This is a genomic window from Brachyspira sp. G79, assembly GCF_002379365.1.
Classification (GTDB): domain Bacteria; phylum Spirochaetota; class Brachyspiria; order Brachyspirales; family Brachyspiraceae; genus Brachyspira.
The window spans coordinates 197,233-221,201 of the sequence record NZ_JQIU01000007.1 but is presented as its reverse complement, the minus strand read 5'-3'; the positions used below and the strand labels follow the sequence as shown (position 1 = coordinate 221,201).

24 protein-coding genes, 1 pseudogene and 1 riboswitch are annotated in these 23,969 nt (G+C 28.0%); of the genes and pseudogenes, 19 read left to right on the top strand and 6 right to left on the bottom strand.

The features are described from left to right. Positions 1-264: 264 nt before the first annotated feature. The 19 genes from KQ44_RS01080 to KQ44_RS00990 all read left to right on the top strand — a co-directional run bounded on the left by KQ44_RS01080 (position 265) and on the right by KQ44_RS00990 (position 18,405). On the top strand, positions 265-885 hold the full coding sequence (locus KQ44_RS01080; RefSeq protein ID WP_240516407.1) for a hypothetical protein: 621 nt from the start codon (positions 265-267) through the stop codon (positions 883-885). A 351-nt stretch (positions 886-1,236) separates the two neighbouring features. Continuing rightward, complete coding sequence (locus KQ44_RS01075) at positions 1,237-2,013, top strand: hypothetical protein (RefSeq protein ID WP_096735874.1); 777 nt, start codon at positions 1,237-1,239, stop codon at positions 2,011-2,013. A gap of 2 nt (positions 2,014-2,015) precedes the next feature. After that, complete coding sequence (locus KQ44_RS01070; protein ID WP_096735873.1) at positions 2,016-2,708, top strand: ABC transporter ATP-binding protein; 693 nt, start codon at positions 2,016-2,018, stop codon at positions 2,706-2,708. Between the two features lie 180 nt (positions 2,709-2,888). Continuing rightward, positions 2,889-4,106: an FtsX-like permease family protein gene (locus tag KQ44_RS01065; RefSeq protein ID WP_096735872.1), complete on the top strand. Its 1,218-nt coding sequence runs from the start codon at positions 2,889-2,891 to the stop codon at positions 4,104-4,106. Further along, on the top strand, positions 4,099-4,782 hold the full coding sequence (locus KQ44_RS01060; RefSeq protein ID WP_096735871.1) for a hypothetical protein: 684 nt from the start codon (positions 4,099-4,101) through the stop codon (positions 4,780-4,782). The genes KQ44_RS01065 and KQ44_RS01060 overlap by 8 nt, the downstream gene beginning before the upstream one ends. Before the next feature lie 8 nt (positions 4,783-4,790). After that, positions 4,791-5,849: a hypothetical protein gene (locus tag KQ44_RS01055; RefSeq protein WP_096735870.1), complete on the top strand. Its 1,059-nt coding sequence runs from the start codon at positions 4,791-4,793 to the stop codon at positions 5,847-5,849. 86 nt (positions 5,850-5,935) lie between these two features. Continuing rightward, positions 5,936-6,313, top strand: a complete 378-nt coding sequence (locus KQ44_RS01050; RefSeq protein WP_096735869.1) for a hypothetical protein — start codon at positions 5,936-5,938, stop codon at positions 6,311-6,313. Between the two features lie 209 nt (positions 6,314-6,522). Continuing rightward, entirely contained in the window at positions 6,523-6,906 is a 384-nt protein-coding gene (locus KQ44_RS01045; RefSeq protein ID WP_096735868.1) for a hypothetical protein, read from the top strand. Positions 6,907-7,093: 187 nt separating this feature from the next. After that, positions 7,094-7,528: a hypothetical protein gene (locus KQ44_RS01040; protein WP_096735867.1), complete on the top strand. Its 435-nt coding sequence runs from the start codon at positions 7,094-7,096 to the stop codon at positions 7,526-7,528. A 122-nt stretch (positions 7,529-7,650) separates the two neighbouring features. Continuing rightward, complete coding sequence (locus KQ44_RS01035) at positions 7,651-8,481, top strand: hypothetical protein (protein ID WP_096735866.1); 831 nt, start codon at positions 7,651-7,653, stop codon at positions 8,479-8,481. Positions 8,482-8,507: 26 nt separating this feature from the next. After that, positions 8,508-8,918, top strand: coding sequence for a hypothetical protein (locus KQ44_RS01030; protein ID WP_143277841.1), 411 nt, complete (start codon positions 8,508-8,510; stop codon positions 8,916-8,918). Between the two features lie 193 nt (positions 8,919-9,111). Next, the gene (locus KQ44_RS01025; RefSeq protein WP_096735864.1) at positions 9,112-9,645 is read left to right on the top strand and encodes a hypothetical protein; all 534 of its coding nucleotides are present in this window, start codon (positions 9,112-9,114) and stop codon (positions 9,643-9,645) included. Between the two features lie 290 nt (positions 9,646-9,935). Continuing rightward, positions 9,936-10,994: an ABC transporter ATP-binding protein gene (locus KQ44_RS01020; protein ID WP_096735863.1), complete on the top strand. Its 1,059-nt coding sequence runs from the start codon at positions 9,936-9,938 to the stop codon at positions 10,992-10,994. Further along, positions 10,991-11,800, top strand: a complete 810-nt coding sequence (locus tag KQ44_RS01015; RefSeq protein WP_096735862.1) for an ABC transporter permease — start codon at positions 10,991-10,993, stop codon at positions 11,798-11,800. The genes KQ44_RS01020 and KQ44_RS01015 overlap by 4 nt, the downstream gene beginning before the upstream one ends. Before the next feature lie 12 nt (positions 11,801-11,812). Next, positions 11,813-12,619, top strand: a complete 807-nt coding sequence (locus tag KQ44_RS01010) for an ABC transporter permease (RefSeq protein ID WP_096735861.1) — start codon at positions 11,813-11,815, stop codon at positions 12,617-12,619. Between the two features lie 48 nt (positions 12,620-12,667). Next, positions 12,668-13,786 carry an ABC transporter substrate-binding protein gene (locus tag KQ44_RS01005; RefSeq protein ID WP_240516406.1) on the top strand — a complete coding sequence of 373 codons (1,119 nt, stop codon included), beginning with the start codon at positions 12,668-12,670 and terminating at the stop codon, positions 13,784-13,786. Between the two features lie 320 nt (positions 13,787-14,106). Then, positions 14,107-14,664: a TetR/AcrR family transcriptional regulator gene (locus tag KQ44_RS01000; protein WP_096735860.1), complete on the top strand. Its 558-nt coding sequence runs from the start codon at positions 14,107-14,109 to the stop codon at positions 14,662-14,664. 29 nt (positions 14,665-14,693) lie between these two features. Then, on the top strand, positions 14,694-16,442 hold the full coding sequence (locus KQ44_RS00995; RefSeq protein WP_096735859.1) for an ABC transporter ATP-binding protein/permease: 1,749 nt from the start codon (positions 14,694-14,696) through the stop codon (positions 16,440-16,442). 304 nt (positions 16,443-16,746) lie between these two features. Continuing rightward, positions 16,747-18,405, top strand: a complete 1,659-nt coding sequence (locus tag KQ44_RS00990; RefSeq protein ID WP_096735858.1) for an ABC transporter ATP-binding protein — start codon at positions 16,747-16,749, stop codon at positions 18,403-18,405. Positions 18,406-18,489: 84 nt separating this feature from the next. Here KQ44_RS00990 and KQ44_RS00985 read toward each other — a convergent pair whose 3' ends face one another. From KQ44_RS00985 to KQ44_RS00960, 6 genes and pseudogenes are all read right to left on the bottom strand, one after another. Next, on the bottom strand, positions 18,490-19,854 hold the full coding sequence (locus KQ44_RS00985) for an 8-oxoguanine deaminase (protein WP_096735857.1): 1,365 nt from the start codon (positions 19,852-19,854) through the stop codon (positions 18,490-18,492). 22 nt (positions 19,855-19,876) lie between these two features. Beyond that, a riboswitch (purine riboswitch) is annotated at positions 19,877-19,972 on the bottom strand. A gap of 463 nt (positions 19,973-20,435) precedes the next feature. Further along, entirely contained in the window at positions 20,436-21,044 is a 609-nt protein-coding gene (locus KQ44_RS00980) for a hypothetical protein (protein WP_096735856.1), read from the bottom strand. Positions 21,045-21,113: 69 nt separating this feature from the next. Further along, positions 21,114-21,512, bottom strand: coding sequence for a YbaN family protein (locus KQ44_RS00975; RefSeq protein WP_096735855.1), 399 nt, complete (start codon positions 21,510-21,512; stop codon positions 21,114-21,116). Then, positions 21,509-21,940, bottom strand: coding sequence for a nitrous oxide-stimulated promoter family protein (locus tag KQ44_RS00970; RefSeq protein ID WP_096735854.1), 432 nt, complete (start codon positions 21,938-21,940; stop codon positions 21,509-21,511). Before KQ44_RS00970 ends, KQ44_RS00975 begins: the two co-directional genes overlap by 4 nt. A gap of 98 nt (positions 21,941-22,038) precedes the next feature. Further along, positions 22,039-23,346, bottom strand: a complete 1,308-nt coding sequence (locus KQ44_RS00965) for a variable surface protein VspJ (RefSeq protein ID WP_096735853.1) — start codon at positions 23,344-23,346, stop codon at positions 22,039-22,041. Positions 23,347-23,456: 110 nt separating this feature from the next. Then, positions 23,457-23,969, bottom strand: a pseudogene (locus KQ44_RS00960) (hypothetical protein); the annotation flags it as partial.

Here is a 23,969-nt window from a genome sequence, read left to right as displayed (position 1 = left end):
TGTTATTTCTGTTGTATGTACTTTTATAGCTGTGATGATTTCTTATTTTATTTATATGAAGATAAAAGACAAACCTTTTTTTGCTAATACGAATAATTTGAATAATAATGTTCAAAATGATAATGTGTAGTTTTTATAGTATCTTTTTTAAGGAGGATTTAATATGATAAAAAATTTTTAACAATTTTATTTTTATCTTTTGTTTTGACTCTTTCAGCTTTTTCATACAGCAAAGAATTTAATGAACTTTATAATCTTTATTATATGATTAATACAAATAAAGAAGGGGATTTAAATGCTGTTATAGAAAAAATAAAAAATGGTAATTATGGAAATATAGAAAAACAAACTTATGAAAATCTTATTTTGCTTATGGATATATATATGAATCCTAAAAGTAAAAGAGAGGCTTATAAATTATTAAATGATAATATTAATAAAAATACTCCTCTTTTATCTGAAAAAGATGCTGATTATATGTCTTCTGTTGCTGATGTGATGAGCGGTGCTATTAATTATTCTTCATTTAATGATGTTATAAAACTTTCAGCAAAAGCTGGGGAGATATATGATAATGCTTTAAAAGTAAATGCCAATCATTTTCCTTCACTTTTGGGTAAGGCAATACTCACAGCATATAGTCCAGAGTTTGTAGGAGGAGGAATAGATAAAGCACTTCCAATATTTAAAAAGGCTGAAAGCAATGCTAAAGAGAAATGGGAAAAACATATAGTTTATTTATGGACTTCTCAGGCTTATTTTAAAAATAATGATAAAGCCAATTATGATAAGTACATGAAAATGTCAAAAGATATATTTCCAGAGGGGGCTTTTATAAAAAATGTTATTGATATGAATAATAAAGGAAAAGGAATGTTTAATTAAGATATGGTTAAATATATTAAAAATTTTTAAGTTTATCAATTTTTTGTTGTTCTTTTTCCCGCCACACGCGGACTTCGTCAAAGAACCATACGAAGTACGCCTACGGCGAAAGTGCAAGTTTTTTAACTTTATATGTTTGGGATATTATAAATAGTACCAATATTTTATATATAAATGTAGTACTTTTGCTTCTCGCCTGCAGCGAGGCGGCAATACCACAAGCACTTACTATGGTCGCAAAATAAGTAGGGGAGCGGCTTCGCAGGACTAGTCCCCGAAATAAAAATTAATTTTTGACAAAACTCAATTTTTTAGTATATAAAATTATTGCAATAAATAAAGGAAATTAAAATGTTTAGAGTGATTGTTTTGATTTTTATTAGTTCTTTCTTAGGATTATACGCTGAGATTTCAAGCGAAGCTAATAATATATTAAAAGAAATAGATAATAAAAATAATGAATATCATTCAGGTGAGAGACTTGTTAGAACGAGCGAAGCTAAAGATATTTTAAATAGAATAAAAAACAGTAATTTAAGCGAAGAAGAGAAAATGTATTTAAGTATAGAATGCTATACTCTATGGGCTAATGTATCTATTGCAAGCGGAACTTTTGAAGAGGATTATAAAATATTAGGGGATATATATAAAAATCTTAAAAAAGATAAAGTTTTTAAAAAAGGCTCTTCTGATATCTACGGAGCTTATGCCAATTTTGCTAACTCTTTCACATCACTTGCTTTTTTTAATAAAAAATATCCTTACAGCGTGATTGTTGATATGTATACTTATTCCCGTTTGGCTCTATTAAAGAATAAAAATAATATAAGAGCAAAGCAGGTTTATGGAATGTGGCAGATAGCTACTTTGAGTTTTTATAATAATGCGGCATACTATTCTGTGATGACGTCATTAAATGATACAAGTAATTTACCAGACTATATGATTTACAGAGCTTATATTTACAGGTCTATGGCATATATGAAAGTAAATGAAACAGATAAGGCATTTGAGGAATTGGATAATGCTTTGAAAATGTATCCTAAAGGTTTTTACGGGTATTTATTAAAAAGCTCTTATGATAAAGGTAATGACGGATTTTTAAGTGCGGAGGGGGCTGACTTTTAATTATGATAAGATGCAAAAATATATCAAAAATATATAAGACTAAAGATTATAATATAGCTGCAAATAAAAATATTAGTTTGGAGATAAAAGACGGAGAAATTGTTTGGGTGGCTGGAGTTTCAGGAGCTGGTAAAAGTACGCTTCTTCACATACTCTCAAGTATAGATATTCCTACAGAGGGAGCAGTTTATTGGAATGATAAAGAGGTTTCAAGATTGAGTGATAGAGAAAGAAGCAGTTTCAGACTTTTAAACATCGGGCTTATTTTACAGTCTCTTGAACTATTAAAAACTCAGAGTGTATTTGATAATGTGGCACTTCCTCTTAAATTTTTAAACGAAAGTTCTTATAATATAAATAAAAAAGTTAATCAAATATTAGAAAACTTAAAAATAGATAATTTAAAAAAGAAAAAACCAGAACAGCTTTCAGGAGGACAGAAACAGAGAGTAGCTATAGCTAGAGCATTAGTAAGCGAAGCCCCTTATATATTCGGTGATGAGATAAGTGCTAATTTAGATACTGACACGAGCAAATTTATTTATGAATATATAAGAAGCACTATAAAGAGAAGAAACGGCATAGGCTTTTTTATTTCGCATGATGAATTAATAGAGAATTATGCTGATACAAAATACATTATGAGGGAGGGCGTTATATATTCTCCGCACTGTATTGCTAAATATTATAGATAGTACGCTATAGAGAGCTGATTACATATTATTATACGAATAAGTGATTTATTATAATTAGTACTATTTAGTATTATTTTAACTTGCACTTTTTGCAACTTTTTGCGGCGGGAAAAAGTTGAATAAAAAATTGAGAAACTTAAAATTAAATTTATATTGTTAATACTATAACGGAATAGAAAAATGAATATAATAAAATTAGCTTTTGATAATCTTTGGTATAATAAAACCAGAACAATTTTAAATATGATACTTATTATAGTGTCTTTTGTATCTCTTATGATGATAAGCGGATATAATAACTTCACAAAAGAAGGCATTATTACAAGTATAAATACAAGCGGAGGCTCTCTTGTAATAGCTGATAAGTCATATTGGGATAAAAAAAGCGAAAAAATCAATATGCTTAAAGATAATGATTTTGAAGTAATTTATAAAAAACTTGAAACTATAAATGAAGTTAATGATTATCAGAAAAAACTTGATATAAGCGGACTTATAGGCAATGAAAGTAAAAGTAAATTCTTTTCAGGGTATGCTTATGAAAAACCTTCAAAAATCATGTCATCAGTATCGTTAAAATCTGGCACACCTATATTTGATGATGATATCAATACTATGGTGCTTGGTAAAGATTTGGGAGAGTTTTTTAATATCAATTATGATGAAGAGCCTTATTTAAATTTGATGACTGATTTTGGAGAGGGTATAAGTTTAGGTTCTTTAATGGCGGTTGGTTTGATATCATTAAATAATAGTGCTTCAGATGCTATTACTATTTACTGTCCTCTTAATGCTGTATATGAAGTATTTGGTCTTGAATATGGTGATGCTCATAATTTACTTATATATTTAAAAGATTATAAAAGGGCTGAAGAAATAAAAAACAATCTTAACAAATATTTTAATGAAAACAATTTAAATTATGAGGCTAAAGATTGGAAGGATTTGAATGCATTTTTACTTTCTGTTATTGACATGAATACTAATAATTATTTAATAGCTTTGGGAGTATTAAGCATATTAGTATTTGTTTCAGTTATGCAGATGCTTACTACAAATTTTTTAGAGCGTTTAAATGAGTTTGGCACTATGCGTGCATTAGGAATAAATATAAAAAATGTAACTTTGCTTTTATTTTTGGAAATTATAATAATGGCAGTATTAAGTTCAGTTATTTCAATAATTCTTTCTTACAGTGCTTCTGCAATACTTAATGCTTCAAACTTTATCATGAAATTTCCGGGGGCTACTGACGGATATTCTTTAAGTTTATTACTAACATTTAAAGATACTGTTTTAATATTTGCATGGGTATTATCTGTATCAATTTTAGCAGGTATTTATCCAATAATAAAGGTTATAAAAATGCCTATAATAGAGGTTATAAAATATGTTTAGAAAAATTTTGAAAGTTTTATTTATAATAAGTATTTTATCTTTTAATTTGTATAGTCAGAATATATTTGATGATTTTGTTAATATTTATAATAGAGGCGGCAAAAACTATAAATTATCAGGCACATTTACTGATATAAAAGATGGTAAAAAAACTGTTAATAATTTTGATATGATAGTAGGAAAAGATTATAAATTAATGTATTTAAAAGATAATAACACTTTATTTTTAGCTAATAATCAAGGATTTTTTGTTCAGGGAGAAAAGCAGGTTTCCCCTTTAAAAATTTCAGGCAGTTATGTTGTAACAGGTGCTGCCAATATGAATGACCTGATGTCAATAAATTTTACTGATGATTACAAAATTGAAAAAGAGATAAGCTCAGAAGAGATAAATTTAGTAAAGAAAAGTAGAAGTGTTCCCTATGCTAAGGCAGTATTAAAAAAAACTTCATACGGATATAGTATAGATTTTTTTGACAATAGCGGTAAGGCATTAAAAAGAGGAATATATAAAATTAGTAATAATGCTTTTGACAATATGGAGTTTTATAATTTGATTATTAATACTAATTTAAGCACAGTATGCACTATAGAAAGTGCAGTGCCTTCAAATTATTCAAGCTCATATTTTAGAAGTGAAAACATGAAAATGCTTTTTGGATTATTTAAAGATTAATTAAAGAAATGAAAAATATAAAAATATATCTTATTTTTTTTATAGTATCGTCTATAGCATTTGCTGATATAACTCCTAAGTTTGGAATAAAAAATAGTTTTAGCTATATAGATATGAAAGAGACGGCATTTATACCAAATTCTGTTTTAAGCAATGATACTTATTTTTATTTGGGGTTTGAATATCTTAATAATAATTTTTATTTTTCATTTAAGCCTGCATTAAGAATATACACTAAAGATAACAGAGATATTATTTATGATAACGGAAGTTTTATAAAACAGACAGACAATAAAGCATATGCTTCTTTTAATTTTGATGAACTTCAGTTTACATATATAAATGATATTTTAGGATTTTATATAGGTAAAAGAAAATTCCATTTCGGGGAAGGTTTTAATAGGCAGTATATGTTTGTAGGAGACAGCGTATTATATAATGATTTTGACGCTTTATATAATAGTGAGCTTAATTTTTATCAGAACAATATAACGCATTCTATAGGATTTATCACAGACACAAAGTCAATAGATTTATTAGAAGAGCCAAAGTATTACAGAGCTTGGTATTATTTAAAATATTCTTCTTCTCATTTGGGTTTAATGGCTATTACAAAATATACTTATGACTTAACACTAAAAAATAGTTTAATGCTTGGTTTTGAGGCTTCATATATATTTGATATAGGGCTTAAACTTTATGGAAATGTTACTTATAATATTTTAAGCAGTGATAATCTAGGAAAAAGTCTTGATGATATAAAAAGTTTATTGGGTATTAATTATACTTTTATTTATAATTATGATTTTATATTAAGTCCTTATGTAGAATATTTTTATGAGGATAGTCATTCATTTTATTCTATAGGTGTTTATTTATCTTTTCTTAATAATTTGTTTAATATAATAACTTATTTTTCTCATTCGCCTAATTATAAAATGGATTTAAATGCTAAACTGCTCATCAATTATAATAATTTTAGCTTTACTTTTAATTATTATACACCATTTAATTATGATAAGGTTTTGGGGCATGTATTTGAAATAGGTTTAGAGTATAATTATTAAATATGAAATTAATAAATTTATAATTAAAAAAATATGAAGGAACTTTACATGTTAAATAAAAAATATTAATAATTTTATTCTGTTTATTGGTTTTAAGTTTTTTATGTATAAGCTGCGGTAATAGTGTTACATATTATTCTGTTACAAATAAAGGCGGCGGTATAGCTTCTCAATATATGGGATTAACATATCTTGGTGAAGGATTAGAAAATAATAAAACAGCAATAAAAATAATGTTTACTATCAATACAGATGGTTCTGTAAGTATTGATTATGGGTATTATTTTTATTCACCATTTAATATAGAGTTTACAAAAGATGAAATATATGATAAAGGCAATGGCAGATATGAAGGTAAAAGAAGTTCAGGTATGGCTTTTATATTTCAATTTGACGCATCATCAGTAACAATCAGCACACAGGCGGATAATGGATATATTATTGTTGGTACTGTTTATAGATAACAAACTTATTACTGTATTATAAAATAATTAGTTTATATTCTGAAATTTAATTATGTACTGTAATTATTTGATGTAATTGTATAAAAAACAAATATGTAATTATGAAATTACACTATAATTATAAAAAAAATCGAAAATAAATCAAAAAAGTTTTATTATTTTTTTGATTTATTTGTTATATATTTATATAAAATTAAAAAAGGTTTATTATGTTAAAAAAGATATTAACAATTTTTATTAGTTTGTTAGTTTCAAGTTTTTTAGTTATAAGCTGCAGCAGTGATGATGTAACAGGAGCAACTGGCACAGGACTTCCTCAGCAGTACAGATTTCAAGTATATACAGGAGTTCTTAGTGACGGCAGTGTTAATTATAATACAACTATAAGAACGACAGATAAGGGTTCAGTTGAAATTGAAATAGGAAGCAATTCTCCATTTATTATTCCAGAAGGCTATATTTTTGATAAAGGAAATGGAGTGTATTCTGGAAGCTATGAAGGAGCATCTTTTAATTTTATATTTTCTGAACAGTCGCTTGATATTGATTTTTCAAAAGATGGAAAGAGATATGTTGGAGTATTTTCTATTTAATGTGTAGTACCTGCATACTAAAAAATATTATAGTTTAGAATATAAAATTATATTAAAAAATAATGTTTTTTTATTGTAGTTTTGGTTTCAAAAAATAACTGACAATATAAAGAACATAGCAAATTAAAATGTTTATATTTACTTTATAAAAATATAATAAATAAAAAAATATTGAGAGGTTTTCATTATGATCAAAAAATTATTTTTATTTACTTTATTAGTTTCAAGCTTTTTAGTAATAAGCTGTAATAATAAGGATAAAACAGGTACAGGGGCATCCCCAGAAATAGAGACATATGCTGGAACTTATAATGGTAATATGTCATATACTGTTGATCCAAGTCAAAATTTTCAAACAACTCTTACAGTGAATGCAGACGGTTCAGTTGTACTTAATATCTCTTCTATTTTTGACACTCCTCTAACTATATCTAAATCAGAGTTACAAAATAATGGCGGAGGAAAATATACATGCTCAGGCACAGATGCAGGTTTTACTGGAACTATTACTTTTCAGTTTAACGGTTCATCAGTAGTTATTAGTATTGATATTAGTGATTCTAGCTCTGCTGAAATGCAAATGACTGGTACTCTTACTAAACAAACAACCGCACAGCAGTAATATAATTGTATAATACAAATTAAGGAAGCTTTTTTAAGCTCCTTTTATTATTAACTATTTTTATATTGACAATTAAACAAAAACATATATTTTTATTTTAAAATGTAAAAAAGGAGTAAACTATGATAAAAAAATTATTTTTATCTGCTTTGTTGGTTTCAAGTTTTTTAGTGATAAGCTGCGGAAATGACAGTACAAATCCTACTAATGATGGTTCAGGTACTACTCCTGCCGCCTCAGAATATAAAGCTAATGGAATAGCTGATAAATATGCTGCATACGGTTTTAAATTCTTTAGTATGGACGGAAATACTTATACAATATCCATTCAAAACGGAGGAATAACAGGATTACAGCAGAACACATTAAAAGCTGATCTTACAAAATCAGATATATACAGCATAAATGCCGAAGGTGATACAGTTACAGATATTATTACTGATAAATATAGAGTTTATTTAATATATAATAGTGAGTATGAAGGCTCTATTATATTTCCTGCTGATACAATTTATTATGGAAGCGTTAATATTGTAAAAAGTGACGGCAGTAAAATAGAAGGTATAATGTATACAGATTTACCAGCAGGATTAAAAATACCTGATGGATATAAAGGTACTTGGGAAGGTACTACTTCAGCAGGTATAAAAGAAACAGTAACTATTGATGATACATTCGTTAAAACATCATCTTCAGGAAATACTTCAAATATACATAGTATACCAAGTTCATTTTTTCTTTATGTAGATGCAAGTAAAAATTGTCAAGTATTGGGATTTCATTATTCAGGTACTAAAATGTCTTTAAATGATGACGGAAGTTTAAATTTTATTTTTAATAGAAGTCAAACAAAAATTAATCCTAGTATAGCAGATGGTAAAGTTGTAGGTTATAAAGATGCTTCATATAGAAGTTCAGATATTCAATTTACTGCACTTACTAAGGTGAAATAATTTTATGTATTTTTAAAAGAGGTTTAATGATGACAAAAAAAATATTTTTATTTACTTTATTAGTTTCAAGTTTTTTAGTAATAAGCTGCGGAAATGACAGTACAAATCCTGAAACAGAAAAACCTATAGGAACAGGTATAGATACCAAATATGTAGGTACTTATGAAAATAATGCTGCTGAAGGTAAAAATGGTACTATGCAGGTCATTTATGAAGTTACAACTGATGGCGGAATAAACACTACTATTAATTATTATTCTAATGGACAAACTTATACGGGTGCACTTTTGGCAAAAGAGATCGATAAATATTCAGATACAAAATATAAATCCTCATTCGGGGCAGGTGAAACTTTTGAATTTAGTGCTGATGGTTCTTCATTAACTATTACTTCTCCTAGTATTTCTGATAACCCTATTGTTCTTACAAAAAAGTAATAGAATAAAATAAAAATTATGGATAAAAGGGGATTTTTTAAGCCCTTTTTTTATTTGTATTATTATTTGTAAAAATTTTATTTATTATATCCAATTTTTTTTCTAATGTGTAGAAAGTAATTTATATATTGTTTACTAATATAAAACTCAATATAATATTTATATTATAGTTTTAAAAAAGGAGTATGAAATTATGGCAGACATTTATGTGAATAGTAGATTAAGGGAGTCTATGTCTCTTCCTGTTGGAATCATTACGGATATTAATACCATTAATAATATTAATAATATTGATATTAGTACTATTGATATTAGTAGGATTAATTTAACAGTTGTATATATAAGACCTGTTCAATCTATTTGTATTAATAATATTATTACTAATTCTGCTTATAGGGATGAGCATTTTGATCCGAATAACTTTGATCCAAATAACTTTATTATTGCAAACAGAAATGTTCCAAATAACTTAAGTATTGATGATTTGGATCTTAATTCTAATAATTCTATTTCTATTATTAGAAGAGCAATATCAGTAAACGATCCAAATTTATCATATAATCCAGCAAATATTGAATTTGTAACTGGTAATAATAATAATTTAAATTATGTAGAAATAAGAATTAATGGTGGAGCATTTGTTGGCATTTTAAGATATTATCCTCAAGATAATCATATAGTAATTGTGCATAATCGTAATACTAGAATATCATATGTGTCAATGTAATTTTTTATTTGCATTTAAAATTATGTTTACATAAAGCATTAAAAAATTATAAAAATTTTTATAGAGTATTGACATTATTGATATTTGTATTATATTAGTTTATTAATAATAATGATTTATGCAATAGCTCGAGTAATGGATATTCTTAAGTAAGTGTATCTGTTGACTAAGAAAGGCTTATTATTTCTATAATTAGCTAGAACGAAAAAAACCCTATGCGGGTAGCGATACGTTATATACACGTAAATTTTACGGAGGCTGTTGCAAATATACGCATAGGGGGTCATTTTATGGGCGATAATGTTATCGTGTCTTTAAAAAATATCAATGTTTCATACGATGAAAACTCCATTTTAGAAAATCTCAGTCTTGATATAAAAGATAAAGAATTTTTAACTCTTTTAGGTCCTTCAGGCTGCGGAAAAACTACCATATTAAGAACTATAGCAGGTTTTATAAAGCCAGATTCTGGAGAAGTTCTTTTTGACGGAAAAATTATTAATGATACCCCTCCATATAAAAGAGAGGTTAATACCGTATTTCAGAGATATGCATTATTTCCTCATCTTAATGTATTTGAAAATATAGCATTCGGACTTAATCTTAAAAAAGTTCCTAAATCAGAAATTAAAGAGCGAGTTTATCAAATGCTTAAAATGGTAAACTTAGAAAATTACGGAAACAGAAATATAGCAAGACTTTCAGGCGGTCAGCAGCAGAGAGTGGCTATTGCAAGGGCATTAATTAATAAGCCTAGAGTTTTGCTTCTTGATGAGCCTTTAGGGGCATTGGATTTAAAACTTAGAAAAGAAATGCAGATAGAGTTAAAAAAGATTCAGCAGTCATTAGAGATTACTTTTGTATATGTTACTCATGATCAAGAAGAGGCTCTCACTATGAGCGATACAGTAGCTGTTATGAAAGACGGAGAGATACTTCAGATTGGTACTCCTGAAGATATATATAATGAGCCTAAGAATGCATTTATAGCGGACTTTATAGGAGAGAGTAATATTATAGACGGTATTATGCATGATGACTATATTGTAGAGTTTGCAGGATATGTATTTGACTGTGTAGATAAGGGTTTTGAAAAGTTGGAAAAAGTTGATGTTGTTATACGCCCTGAAGATATAATAGTAGTGCCTCCTGAAAGTGCCAATATATCTGGTTTGGTGGAATCTGCTATATTTAAGGGTGTGCATTTTGAAATGATACTCGATGCACATGGTTATAAATGGATAATACATTCTACAGAAAAATGGGAGGCTGGTACTGAAATAGGAATTGATGTTGCAAAAGAAAATATCCATATAATGAAAAAAACAGTTGAAGAGGTTATGTTATGAAAACAAAAATACCTGCTGTGCCTTATTTGATTTGGACATTAATTTTTGTATTAGTTCCTCTTTTTCTAGTTATATATTTTGCTTTTACAAATCAGAAAGGAGATTTTACTCTTGATAATTTTGCTAGTGCTGCATCTTTTACTCCAGTGATAGTGCGTTCTGTTATACTTGCAGCTGTATCCACTTTAATATGTTTAATACTCGCCTATCCTTTATCATATTATATATCAAGGCAGGAGAAAACTATTCAGCATGCCCTTATAATGCTTGTAATGCTTCCTATGTGGATGAACTTTCTTCTTAGAACTTATGCTTGGATGACTATACTTGAAAATAACGGACTTATCAATAGAGCTTTGCTTTTTATGGGGCTTTCTCCAGTGAAACTTATCAATACTCAGGCAGCAGTTTTAATAGGTATGGTTTATAATTATCTGCCTTTTATGATACTTCCTCTTTATTCTGTTATGACAAAGATACATAGCAGTTTGATAGAGGCTTCGCAGGATTTGGGTGCTAATTCCTTTAATGTATTTACTAAAATAATTTTTCCTTTAAGTATTCCTGGTATGGCAGCAGGAGTTACAATGGTATTTGTGGCAGCTGTTAGTACATTTGTAATTTCGCGTATGCTTGGAGGAGGCTCTAATATACTTATAGGTGATTTGATAGAGATGCAGTTTTTGGGTATGTCTTATAATCCTAATTTAGGTTCGGCTATAAGTTTGGTATTAATAGTAATATCTTTATGTGCTATTGCTCTTATGCAGCAGATAGATGAAGATGATGATGGTATGTTTTTATAAGGATATGCTGTTATGATAAAGAAAATTCTTTCAAGAGGCTATATTGCTTTTATATTTTTATTTTTATATGCTCCTATAGCTATACTCATTTTCTTTTCATTTAATAAAGCTAGAGGAAGAGGTGTATTTACTGGATTTACTCTCAATTGGTATAAAGAGCTTTTTTCTAATGATTTGATATTAAGTTCATTTGTTAATACTTTAATAGTAGCTTCTATAGCTTCTATACTAGCTACTATACTTGGTACTATGGCGGCTATTGGAATAAACAGTTTTAATAAAAAAATGAAAAGTGCTGTTATGGGCATTACCTATATATCTATAATAAACCCAGAAATAGTAACTGGTATATCTTTAATGCTTTTATTTGTTATAATGAAATTAAAATTTGGTTTTACAACTTTGATACTTGCTCATATAACTTTTAATGTTCCTTATGTCATACTAAATGTACTTCCAAAATTAAGACAGCAGGATAACAGTTTGTATGAGGCGGCTTTAGATTTGGGCTGTACTCCTTCTCAGGCATTTTGGAAAGTGGTGATACCTGATATACTACCTGGTATACTTGCTGGTTTTTTAATGGCTTTAACTTATTCATTAGATGATTTTGTTGTAAGCTATTTTACTTCTGGAATTACTTCGCAGACTTTACCTATAACTATTTATTCTATGACTAGAAAACGTGTTAGTCCAGAGATTAATGCCATATCTACTGTTATATTTATAGTTGTGCTTGTGAGTTTGGTTGTCATGAATTTGAAAGAGATAAAAAAAGAAAAATATCTAATTCAGCTAAAAAGAAAAAGAAATAAATAATAAATAAAAAAGATAATAAAAAATTATATTTTGAAGGAGAAAATAAAAATGAAAGAAAAAGTTTTTGCTGTTTTAATGTTAATTGCTTTATCAGTAAATGCTCAGAGTGTTGACCTTAGCGTCTTTGATACTAATTATTATCATAAGTATAAAGGACAAAATCTATCGGTTAATGTTTATAACTGGGGAGAGTATATATCTGACGGTTCTGACGGCTCTCTTGATGTAAATAAAACTTTTGAGGAGCTTACTGGAATAAAAGTTAACTACTCCACTTTTGCCTCTAATGAAGAGCTGTATGTAAAATTAAAAGTAGGAGGTATTCAGTATGATGTTATTATACCTTCAGACTATATGATAGAAAGACTTATTAATGAAAAATTAATTCAGAAATTAAATTATAATAATATACCAGCTCATACTAATATAGCTAATAGATTTAAAAACCTTCCTTTTGATCCTACAGGTGAGTATTCTTTAGCTTATACTTGGGGAGTAACTGGAATAGTTTATAACAGACAAATGGTAACTGAAAATGAAGCTGATATAGATTGGGATATACTTTTTGATAAAAAATATAAAGGTCAGATACTTATGTATTATAACCCTAGAGATGCTTTTGCAATAGCTCAGGCTTATTTAGGTTATTCATTAAATACTACTAATGAAACAGAATTAAGAGAATGTGCAAGACTATTAAAAGAACAAAAACCTTTAGTTCAGTCTTATGTAATGGACGAAATATACGATAAAATGGAAGCAGGTGAGGCAGCTATTGGCGTTTATTATGCTGGCGATTCTCTTTCTATGATGGCAAGCAATCATGATTTAAATTTTATTATACCTAAAAAAGGTGCTAATTTATTTGTAGATTCTATATGCATACCTTCTAATTCAGGTTCTCCAGAATTGGCTGAAATGTATATTAATTTCCTATGTGAGCCTCAAATAGCTTTGGCTAATATAGAATATATTAATTATGCATCCCCTAATGACGGAGCTATTGCTATAATGAGCAGCGAAACTAAAAATAATAAAATAATATATCCAAATCAGGAAACTTTAGATAACTGCGAAGTTTATATAACATTGCCTGATGAAACTAATATATTAATGGAAGATTTATGGAATGAAATACTTTCTAACGATAATGCTTATAAAGGTTGAGTAATACCTGTTGCTTTGGGTGTTATAGTATTGCTTTGTGCTGTTATAATAATACTTCGTAAAATGAAAAAAAGAGAAAATTAAACAATTATAAAAAATAATTTTTATAAATCCAAGTATATTTTTATATATGCTTGGATTTTCTTATTTATGAAAAATTCAAATTAATTTTGTTTTTTTATATTGACAAAAAATAATAATTAATTAGAATATACTTAAGTTTAAAATGAATGAAGGTTATAAAAGTCTGATTTTTATTGGACTTTTATTTTTGAATCAAAATGAACATTGTTCATTTTTTGGGCTGTCTTGGGGGATTAATGAATAATATCGTAACTTCAAAAGAAGATATACTAAAAGCAAGCAGAGAACTAATAAAAAGAAAAGGACTTAATGCTATTAATATGCGTTCTGTTGCTGATGAGGCAAATATTGCTGTAGGCTCTATTTATAATTATTTTAAATCAAAAGAGGAGCTGACTATTGAGGTTATTGTAAGCGTATGGGCTGATATATTTCATTCTTCGGATATTTGTTTGGAGTCTGAAAGTTTTATTGACAGTATAGATTCTATTTTTAAAATTTTAGAAAAAGGAGAGAAAAAATATCCTAACTTTTTTGCCTTGCATTCTAATATAATGTTTGGAAAAAATAAGGATAAGGGTGTAAATGTTATGATGAATATGATAAAGCATATTAAAGATAATATGTACAAAACTATTATAAAAGATAAAAATGTAAGAGAAGATGCATTTAATGATAATCTTAGTGCTGAAAAATTTATAGATATAATATTTTCATTTATAATGGATTCTATGATTAACGGAAATTATGATAGTTCTTCTATAAAAGAGATCATTAAAAGAACTATTTATTAATATGTAAAAATAAAATAAAGGAAAAGTTTATGATTAATAAAAGGCTTATTGCTTTAATGGGAGATGCCAAAAGATATATAGCTTGGCATGTTATAATACAGCTTGTTAATCTGGCACTTAATATAACGGCCGTATTTTTTATGGCTGATATTATACAAAAGGCTTCTAATGGAAATATAATAAAAGAAGATATTATAAAGTTATGCATTGCTATTTTTGTAATAATAGTATTAAGATTCAGATTTACTGTTTTAATGTCAAAAATGTCATACTATGCTTCGGGCAGAGTTAAGCAGACTTTAAGAGAGAAAATATATTCAAAACTTCTAACACTTGGAAGCAGATATAAAGAAAAATTTTCTACAAGTGAAATAGTGCAGATATCTATGGAGGGAGTTGATCAGTTAGAAACTTATTTCGGAAGATATTTGCCTCAATTTTTTTACAGTATGATAGCTCCTTTAGTGCTTTTTGCAGTGCTTTCTACTATAAGTATAAAGTCGGCTGTTATACTTTTAATATGTGTTCCTCTAATACCTTTATCAATTATTGCTATAGTGAAAATTGCTAAAAGAATATTAAAAAAATATTGGGGAAGCTATAGCGATTTGGGAGAGATATTTTTAGAAGATGTACAAGGGCTTACCACTTTAAAAATATACAAAGCTGATGAAAAGAAAAATGAAGAGATGAATATAGAAGCTGAAAAATTTAGAATTGCTACTATGAATCTTTTATTTATGCAGCTTAACTCTACAACTATAATGGATATAATAGCATATGGAGGTGCTGCTTTGGGAGTGATAATTTCTGTACTTGAATATATGAAAGGAAATATTAATCTTGCAGGTACATTTACTATAATAATGCTTTCTGCCGAGTTTTTTATTCCATTAAGACTTTTAGGCTCATTCTTTCACATTGCTATGAATGGAATATCTGCAAGCGATAAGATGTTTGAAATACTTGATATGAAAGATGATGATAAAAGAGTAAATAAAATTAATAAAAATAATGAAGAGATTACTTTTAAAGATGTTAGTTTTTCATATAATGAAGATAAAACTATATTAAGAGATATTAACATGACTATAAAAGAAAAATCATTTGTTTCTATAGTAGGAGTATCAGGTTCTGGAAAAAGCACTATTGCTGGTATTATATCATTAAGAAATGAAAATTATAAAGGCTCTGTTAAGATTGGAGATATAGAAATTTCTACAATAGATAAAAACGATTTATATAAAAAAATAGTTGTAGTTGATCATAACAGTTATTTATTTGAAGGCACTGTGTATGATAATTTAAAAATGGCTGGAGATAATATAACAGAAAATCAGATGAATGAGGTATTAAAAAAAGTTGAGCTTTATGATTTTTTACAGTCTGAAAACGGACTTAATACAAAAATAATGGAGAAGGCTGCCAATTTATCTGGAGGGCAGAAACAGAGATTGGCATTAGCAAGGGCTATACTTCTTAAAGGGGACATATATATATTTGATGAAGCTACTTCTAATGTTGATGTTGAAAGTGAAGAGAGTATTATGAAAGTGATAAGAGATATCGCCAAAGAAAAAACTGTTATATTAATATCTCATAGACTTTATAACTCTATGCTTTCAGATAAAATATATTTCTTAAAAGACGGAGTTATAAAAGAAGAAGGTACTCATAATGAATTAATGAATATAAACGGAGAGTATGCTAAAGTTTTTAATGAGCAGACTAATTTAGAGAGCATAACAAAAGGAGATAGTTTAAGAATAGCTATATAAAATAAATATATACTAAAAATTTTTAAATTTGTAATTTTTTTATTGTTCTTTTTCCCGCCGCAAAAAGAACCAAAAAGTGCAAATCTAAAAATAATGCTAAATAGTACTAATTATGTTTTACATGTAGAATAAATTATTAAATTTAGCCTGAAATATAGCCTTTTTGCTTCTTTGTGGCAACAAAAGAAGTGGGGGTGTGGGGGCTATTCCCCACAAATATAAATAAAATTAATTTTTAAACAAGTCTAGTAATTATAAAAAGAAAAACAACTTTAAAATTTTATATAACAAAGGAGTTTATAAAATGAGAAGAAGCGGTATAAAAATTATGGCGGAATTAATAGGCTTAATAACTCCGCTTATACATGTTATGATACTTGCAATAACTACAGGAGTTCTAGGTTTTTTATGTGCCATATCAATAACTATATTCGGCGGATATGCCATATTAACGTATTTAGGATTAAATAATTTGTTTACTATAAAAACTATATTTATAATAGTTTTGGTGCTTGCTGTTTTAAGAGGGGTACTTCACTATATAGAACAGCTGAGCAATCACTTTATAGCTTTTAAATTACTTGCTTTAATAAGAGATAAAGTTTTTAAGGCTTTAAGAAAATTATCTCCTGCCAAACTTGAAGGAAGAGATAAAGGAAATTTAATAGCACTTATTACAAGCGATATTGAACTTCTTGAAGTGTTTTATGCACATACTATTTCACCTATAGCAATAGGAGTATTAACTTCAATTATTATGACAATTTTTATAGGAAGTTTTAATATTATATTAGGAGTTATAGCATTATTAGGATATATCACTATAGGTTTTATAATACCTTATTTTTCATCAAGGTTTGGGAAAAATGACGGAATGTCTTACAGAGATGATTTTGGTAAATTAAACAGTTATTTTCTTGATAGTTTATGGGGTATAAAAGAGGTACTGCAATTTGGATACGGAGATAAAAGAGCAAAAAATATAGAAACAAAGACTGACAGTTTAATGCATATCAATGAAAAGCTAAAAAAATATGAAGGCTTTATATCTGCAATTACAACTTCTGCTGTAACATTATTTACATTTGCTGTACTCGTTGTAAGTATTATACTTTCAAAAGATGTAAAAAATAATTTCGCTAATATTATAATACCTACAATAGCAATGGCTAGTTCATTCGGACCTGTTATAGCACTTAGCAATTTATCAAATAATTTGTTTATGACCTTAGCAAGCGGAGAGAGAGTATTAAACTTGCTTAAAGAAAAGCCTATTATTGAAGAAGTTTATAATGGAGAGAAAGATTTAGAGTTTAAAGGATTAGAATGTAAAGATATATATTTTGACTATGAAGGCGAAGAGATATTAAATGATTATAATTTGCAGATAGAGCCTAATAAAATAATAGGGATAAGCGGAAAAAGCGGAAGCGGAAAATCTACACTTTTAAAACTATTTATGCGTTTTTGGGATATAAAAAAAGGAAGCATCAAAATATCATCTAAAGATATAAAAGAAATAAATACAGATTCTCTTCGTGATATGGAAAGCTATGTAACACAGGAGACTTCTATTTTTAAAGACACTATAGAGAATAATATAAAAATAGCAAATCAAAATGCCTCAAGAGAAGATGTTATAGAAGCATGTAAAAAAGCCTCACTCCATGATTTTATTATGACTTTGCCTAAAGGATATGATACTAATGTAGGAGAGCTTGGAGATACTTTATCAGGAGGAGAGAAACAGCGTATAGGAATAGCCAGAAGTTTTTTACATAATGCTCCTTTTATACTTCTTGATGAGCCTACAAGTAATTTAGATAGTTTGAATGAAGCTGTTATATTAAAATCAATAAAAGAAAATAGTGTTAACAGAACAGTTGTTTTAGTTTCTCACAGGCTTTCTACACTTAATATAGCAGATAAAGTTTATAAGATGAAAGCAGACAGGGTTAGTTAGAAAATTATAGCTAATAATAAAAAATTATAATAAAAATACTGCAGCATTTTACTTAATACTGCAGTATTTATATTTTTTAATAAATCACATATTTAAATATTTTCTTTCTGTTTCATAGGCAAGTTTATACATTTTCTCTTCATCAATAGAAGTAAGGTTTCCTTTTTCTGAAACGACTTTTCCATTGACTATAGTATAATCAGCAGTATTTTTCCAGCCTATAGTACATAATATAGATTTAGGATCAAAATCAGCACCAACCATTTCCAAACGCCTCATATCTATCATAAATAAATCTCCAGCTTTTCCTATTTCTAAACTTCCTATATCATCTCGTCCTAAAACTTGAGCCCCTCCTTTTGTAGCTATTTTTAATATATCATAAGCACTAGGAGCATTACTGCTTGAATTAAGCCTGTGAAGAAGATAGCATACTCTCATCTCCTCAAGCATATTTGATCCATCATTGCTTGCACTGCCGTCAACAGCCAAACCTACAGGTACGCCTAATTTCAACATCTCTGGTATATTGCATACTCCAGAACTTAATTTCATGTTTGATATAGGACAATGTGCTATACCAGTTTTTGTATCTGCCAAAAATTTTAATTCTTTTTCATTAAAATGAATACCATGTGCATACCAAACATCATCACCCACCCAGCCTAAAGATTCCATATATTCTAAAGGACGCATATTAAATTTTTCTTTTACATATACTTCTTCATCTTTAGTTTCGCATAAATGAGTATGAAGCCTAACTTTCAAATCTCTTGCTAGAATTGCAGATTGTTTTAATAATTCTTCGCTTACATTAAAAGGAGCACAAGGAGCTAATGCTACCATATTCATAGAGTATCTTGAATTGTCATGATACTTTTCAACTACTCTTTGGCAGTCTTTTAAAATAACATCTAATGGCTGTACTACAGAGTCTGGAGGAAGCCCGCCGTCTTTTTTACTCAAATCCATACTTCCTCTTGAAGCATACATTCTTATACCCAAATCTTTAGCCGCTCTAAACTGAGAATCTATTATTCCTTCGGCGTTATTATTTGGAAATAAGTAATGATGGTCAAAACAAGTTGTGCATCCTGTTTTTAAAAGCTCTCCCATAGCAGTAATAGAACTGTAATATACTACTTCATTATTTAAATTTTTCCAAATTTCATACAGATTGGTAAGCCATTCAAATAATTCCATATTCTGAACCTGAGGCAGATTTCTGCTGAATATTTGAAATAAATGATGATGAGTATTAATAAGTCCAGGATATACAAAATACCCAGAAGCATCAATTACCCTATCTGCATTTTTTTCTTCTAATTCTTTTTCTCCTATATATGTTATAACTCCGTTTTCTATTAGTATATTTGCTGAGTTATAAACAGTATCATTTTCTGAACAGGTAACTATAGAAGAAGCATTTTTGATAAAAAGACTAGACATATATTATACCTCCGTTAATTACAAAATAAGGCAAAAAACTTATAGTCAATTATTGAGGTAATTGGTAGAAACGTTCAGCCTATTATGAACTTATATAAGTAAATAAATCGCCTAAAGAGAATTATAAAGTATTTTCATTTTATGTCAATTTATATAGAAGATATTATATATGTACCTAAACAAATACAATTTGTCAAAAATTAATTTTTTAATTTTAAATATTTTCAGGGATTTACAGTTGTGCCGCCCCCCATTTCTTTTATGACGCCTGTCCGCCTGTGGCGAAAGAACTGCATTTTTAGCTTAAATTTTTGGTATTATCATATATTTAATACATATTTTAAAGATATAAAGTTCTAGCAATTGCGTTTACGAAGGATAAAAACTTTTGGAGAAGCCCGCCTGTGGTGTATGCGGCAAAAAAGTTTATAATTCTGTATAAAGTGCATAAATTGACAAAATAAAATTATTCTAGTATATAATAAAAAATCATTGCCTATTTATAATTTTAAATAAGCAATGATTAAACTAATTATAGGAGAAATAAAACATTTTTTATATAATTATAGATTAATACTTCATTAAAAATAATATCTTCCGCCTACACTTATTCTCCCAAAACCAGCCTTATTTATTTTTTCTGGATATCCTAATTCCTTTCCATTATGCACCATATGAAGACCTCCTCCAAACTCTAAAACTATACCTACATGTTTGCTTACATTTATATTAAATCCAGCTCCTCCTCCTACCTCCCAATAGTACGGTTTGGCAAATAAAAACTTACCGCTTCTGTCAGCATCAAAAGATAAAAATCCAAAACTTGCAAAGGCAAAACCGTATCTTGCTATAGTAACCTTTCCTACATACTCATCATCATTCCCAAATGTAAATTTCTGCATAAGTCCTAATTCATACATGTGAGGACTTTCATCATATATTTTAGAGCCTGTTACAGAAGTATAGCTTTTTATCTGAAAATTATTATATTTCATTATCTTAAATCCAAACTCTATATTAACAGTTGTCTTTATAGAATCTGCACTGCTGAATATTCCTATAGAAAAAAATCTATTATCCAATACAGACTGAAATCCTTTTTTTTCTTCAGTGTTTTCTTCTGCTTTAAGTACAGAGAATGAAGATAAAAGTATTATATTTATAATAAAAATATATTTTAATATTTTCATTGACTTTCCTTTAATAAAATTATAACTGCTATTTTTAAGAATGTTATTTATTTGTTTGAGATTTAAAAATTATTCTATATTATCTAATTCTACTTTATTTATACTGTCTTCTTTTATAGTTTTTATCTGGGTAAAAAAGTATAAATATTTTGAAATAAAAAGTATTACAAGTGTTATTCTTGCATATATGTTATTTACAAAAATAAATGTTATTATAAGCATTGCACTTACTGGAAGAAGTATGCTTAGCTTAGATTTTAAAGTCATAGCTCTTGATTTTACAAAACTCTCTAAATGTTTTTTATATAGTTTTGTAGACATAAACCAATCATGAAACTTTTTAGAACCTTTTGCAAAAAAGAAAGAAGCAAGCAAAAGAAAAGGCGTAGTAGGCAAAATAGGAACAACTATTCCAACAGCACCAATACCTACAAAAATAAAACCTAAAACTATAAATAATACTCTCATATTATACCTTTAAAATTAATCTTTTTATTTTTATTAAAATTATGCTTTATCATAACAATAACATGTTTCAATGCTATTATAGGATTATAAAAAAGCATTCTCTTACCAGAGAAACGCATTATATTTTTTATTTTTTCTTTCATATCTTTATTATAGCACTGAGATTTACATGCACTGCAGAAAGTTTTTGTCTCCATAAACCTGCATTTATCAGTTCTTATGCTAGCATAATTATATATGTTTTCACATTCCTTGCAAATATTTTTACTGCCGAAAGTTTTATTATAAAACTTATGATATTCTTTGTGATTATCCCTGCAGTAAATTTCTATCATACAAAGCATAGTTTTTTTCTCGTTTTCTCTTTTTTTGTATATTTTGTATTCTTCATCGCTATAACATAAAAAATCACAATAATCTTTTATCATTTTTATAACCTCTATTTGTTCATATATTGGGCATCTTTTTTATAAAGACACCCAATAATATATTTTCCCAAAGATCTATAAATCAATAATTTAGCAAATTAAAATTTCCAAGTAATGCCAGTACTTCCATTGAAGGCAAGCGAACTGTTTGCACTATTTCCAATACCATCAACAGTAGTAGCACCTCCAATCTGAGCTTCAAAATACCATTCCAAATTAGGTTTAGGAGTGATATATAATTCTCCGTATAGCAAATATCCTACAGAGTAGAACAAAGGCGGTATTCTTATAGGTTTTGAACTGCTCGCATAAGTATTAACTCCTCCAGTAAGCATAGAGAATGAAATAGCAGGCTCTAAATAAACACTTATAAACTCGCTTTCAGCAGTAAATCCAACTGGCATAGATACACCTATAAACTGAGGTTTCGTAAGATAATATTCTGTTCCTCCTATTTCTATAGAAGCTCCTTCGCCTGTAAACATTATATTATGAGCTATAAAATCATAGTATGGTGCAGCTGGTATTGTACCAGAACTTCCCAATTCGAAAGCACCTATTGGATTTGAGGCGTCTATATTGTAAAGTCCAAATTTAGCTCCTCCTTCTTTAGCGTCCATGTTTGGAGGTGTTACTTTATATGAAGTTCCAGTAAAGTCAGCTATTGAACCTTGATATACTACTCTTACCTGAGGTTCTATCAATATAGGGTCAGTTGCCGCTATAAAATATCCTCTTACATCTATACCTATAGATTGCCCTATAGTATCTTCTATAAATCCGTATTGACCATTTTCTCCAACTGTACCCATATTCATAGGTAAATTTCCGCCGCCTGTTAAAGTACCGCTTCTGCTTGAATTGGCTTTTAATTTGTACATACCATATTTAAGATTAACCCTTATTCTGCTGAAAATATCATTTCCAGTGTAGTATTCTACTCTTATATCTGTTGAAACAGCTATGTCACCATCATTAACGCTTCCGCTTCCTACTCCTATTGTAACAGGTACATTAATTCTGAAATTATCGTTTAAAGCAGTAGCAGTTATTATAGGAGTATGTGCCTGCCAAGAACCTGACACATATTTAAATTGATAACCTAAACCTATACCGAAACTTTCTGTTTTATACCCAAATCCAGCTATAGCAGCAGGTCTGAAAGTACTTATCCCTCCTTCTGAACCACTATCCAAATTATCAAGCAATACTCCTGCCGTTTCTCCTTCAACACCTGCCATAAATCTTAAATTCTCTGTTCCTGCTAATATTCCTAATCTGTCAAGTCTTATAGTAAGCTGATTTTCATCGATTAAAAAATCATTAAAATCTTCTAAAATAGTATAACCAAATATACTATAAACATTTGTTATTAAAGCTGTTAAAATTAAACATAAACGTTTCATAATATTATCCTTGATTTTGTTTATAATTTTTAACAACTCTGTATTTTATTAACACAATATTTTTTATTATAAAACCCTATCACTATTAAATCTGTTTTTATTTTTTATTGTTATAATGGTTTGTTTTTGGTATTGTTTCTTTCTATTGCCTCCTTTAATAATTCCCCATTTTTATATATGCCTTTACTCATTTCAATGTACTTATTATAATTTTCATCATCTTTTACTTTGAAATAGTATTGAGAAAGCCATATATATGATAAATATTTTTGGTATTTTTCTTTTGCATTATCCAATGCCTTATTAAAATATTCAAAAGCCTTTTTATTGCTTCCACCTGCTATAGCTGGAGCATGCATATATCCTACAGCAGTACCAAGAAGTGCAAAAAAGTTGGAATTATCTTTATCTAAAATCTTTTTATATATTTTTTACTGCTTGAACCAAAAGAAATTTTTTCAGGTACTTTACAGTAATAAATTATATAACTTATAAGTTCTGATACGCTTATTAAATAATCAATATCATCTGACTTTATATAATCTGCATTTGCTTTAATTATTTCTTTTAAATAATCATACTTTTCTTTCTCATCTTTGATTGTTTTTGATTTTATAAGAGCA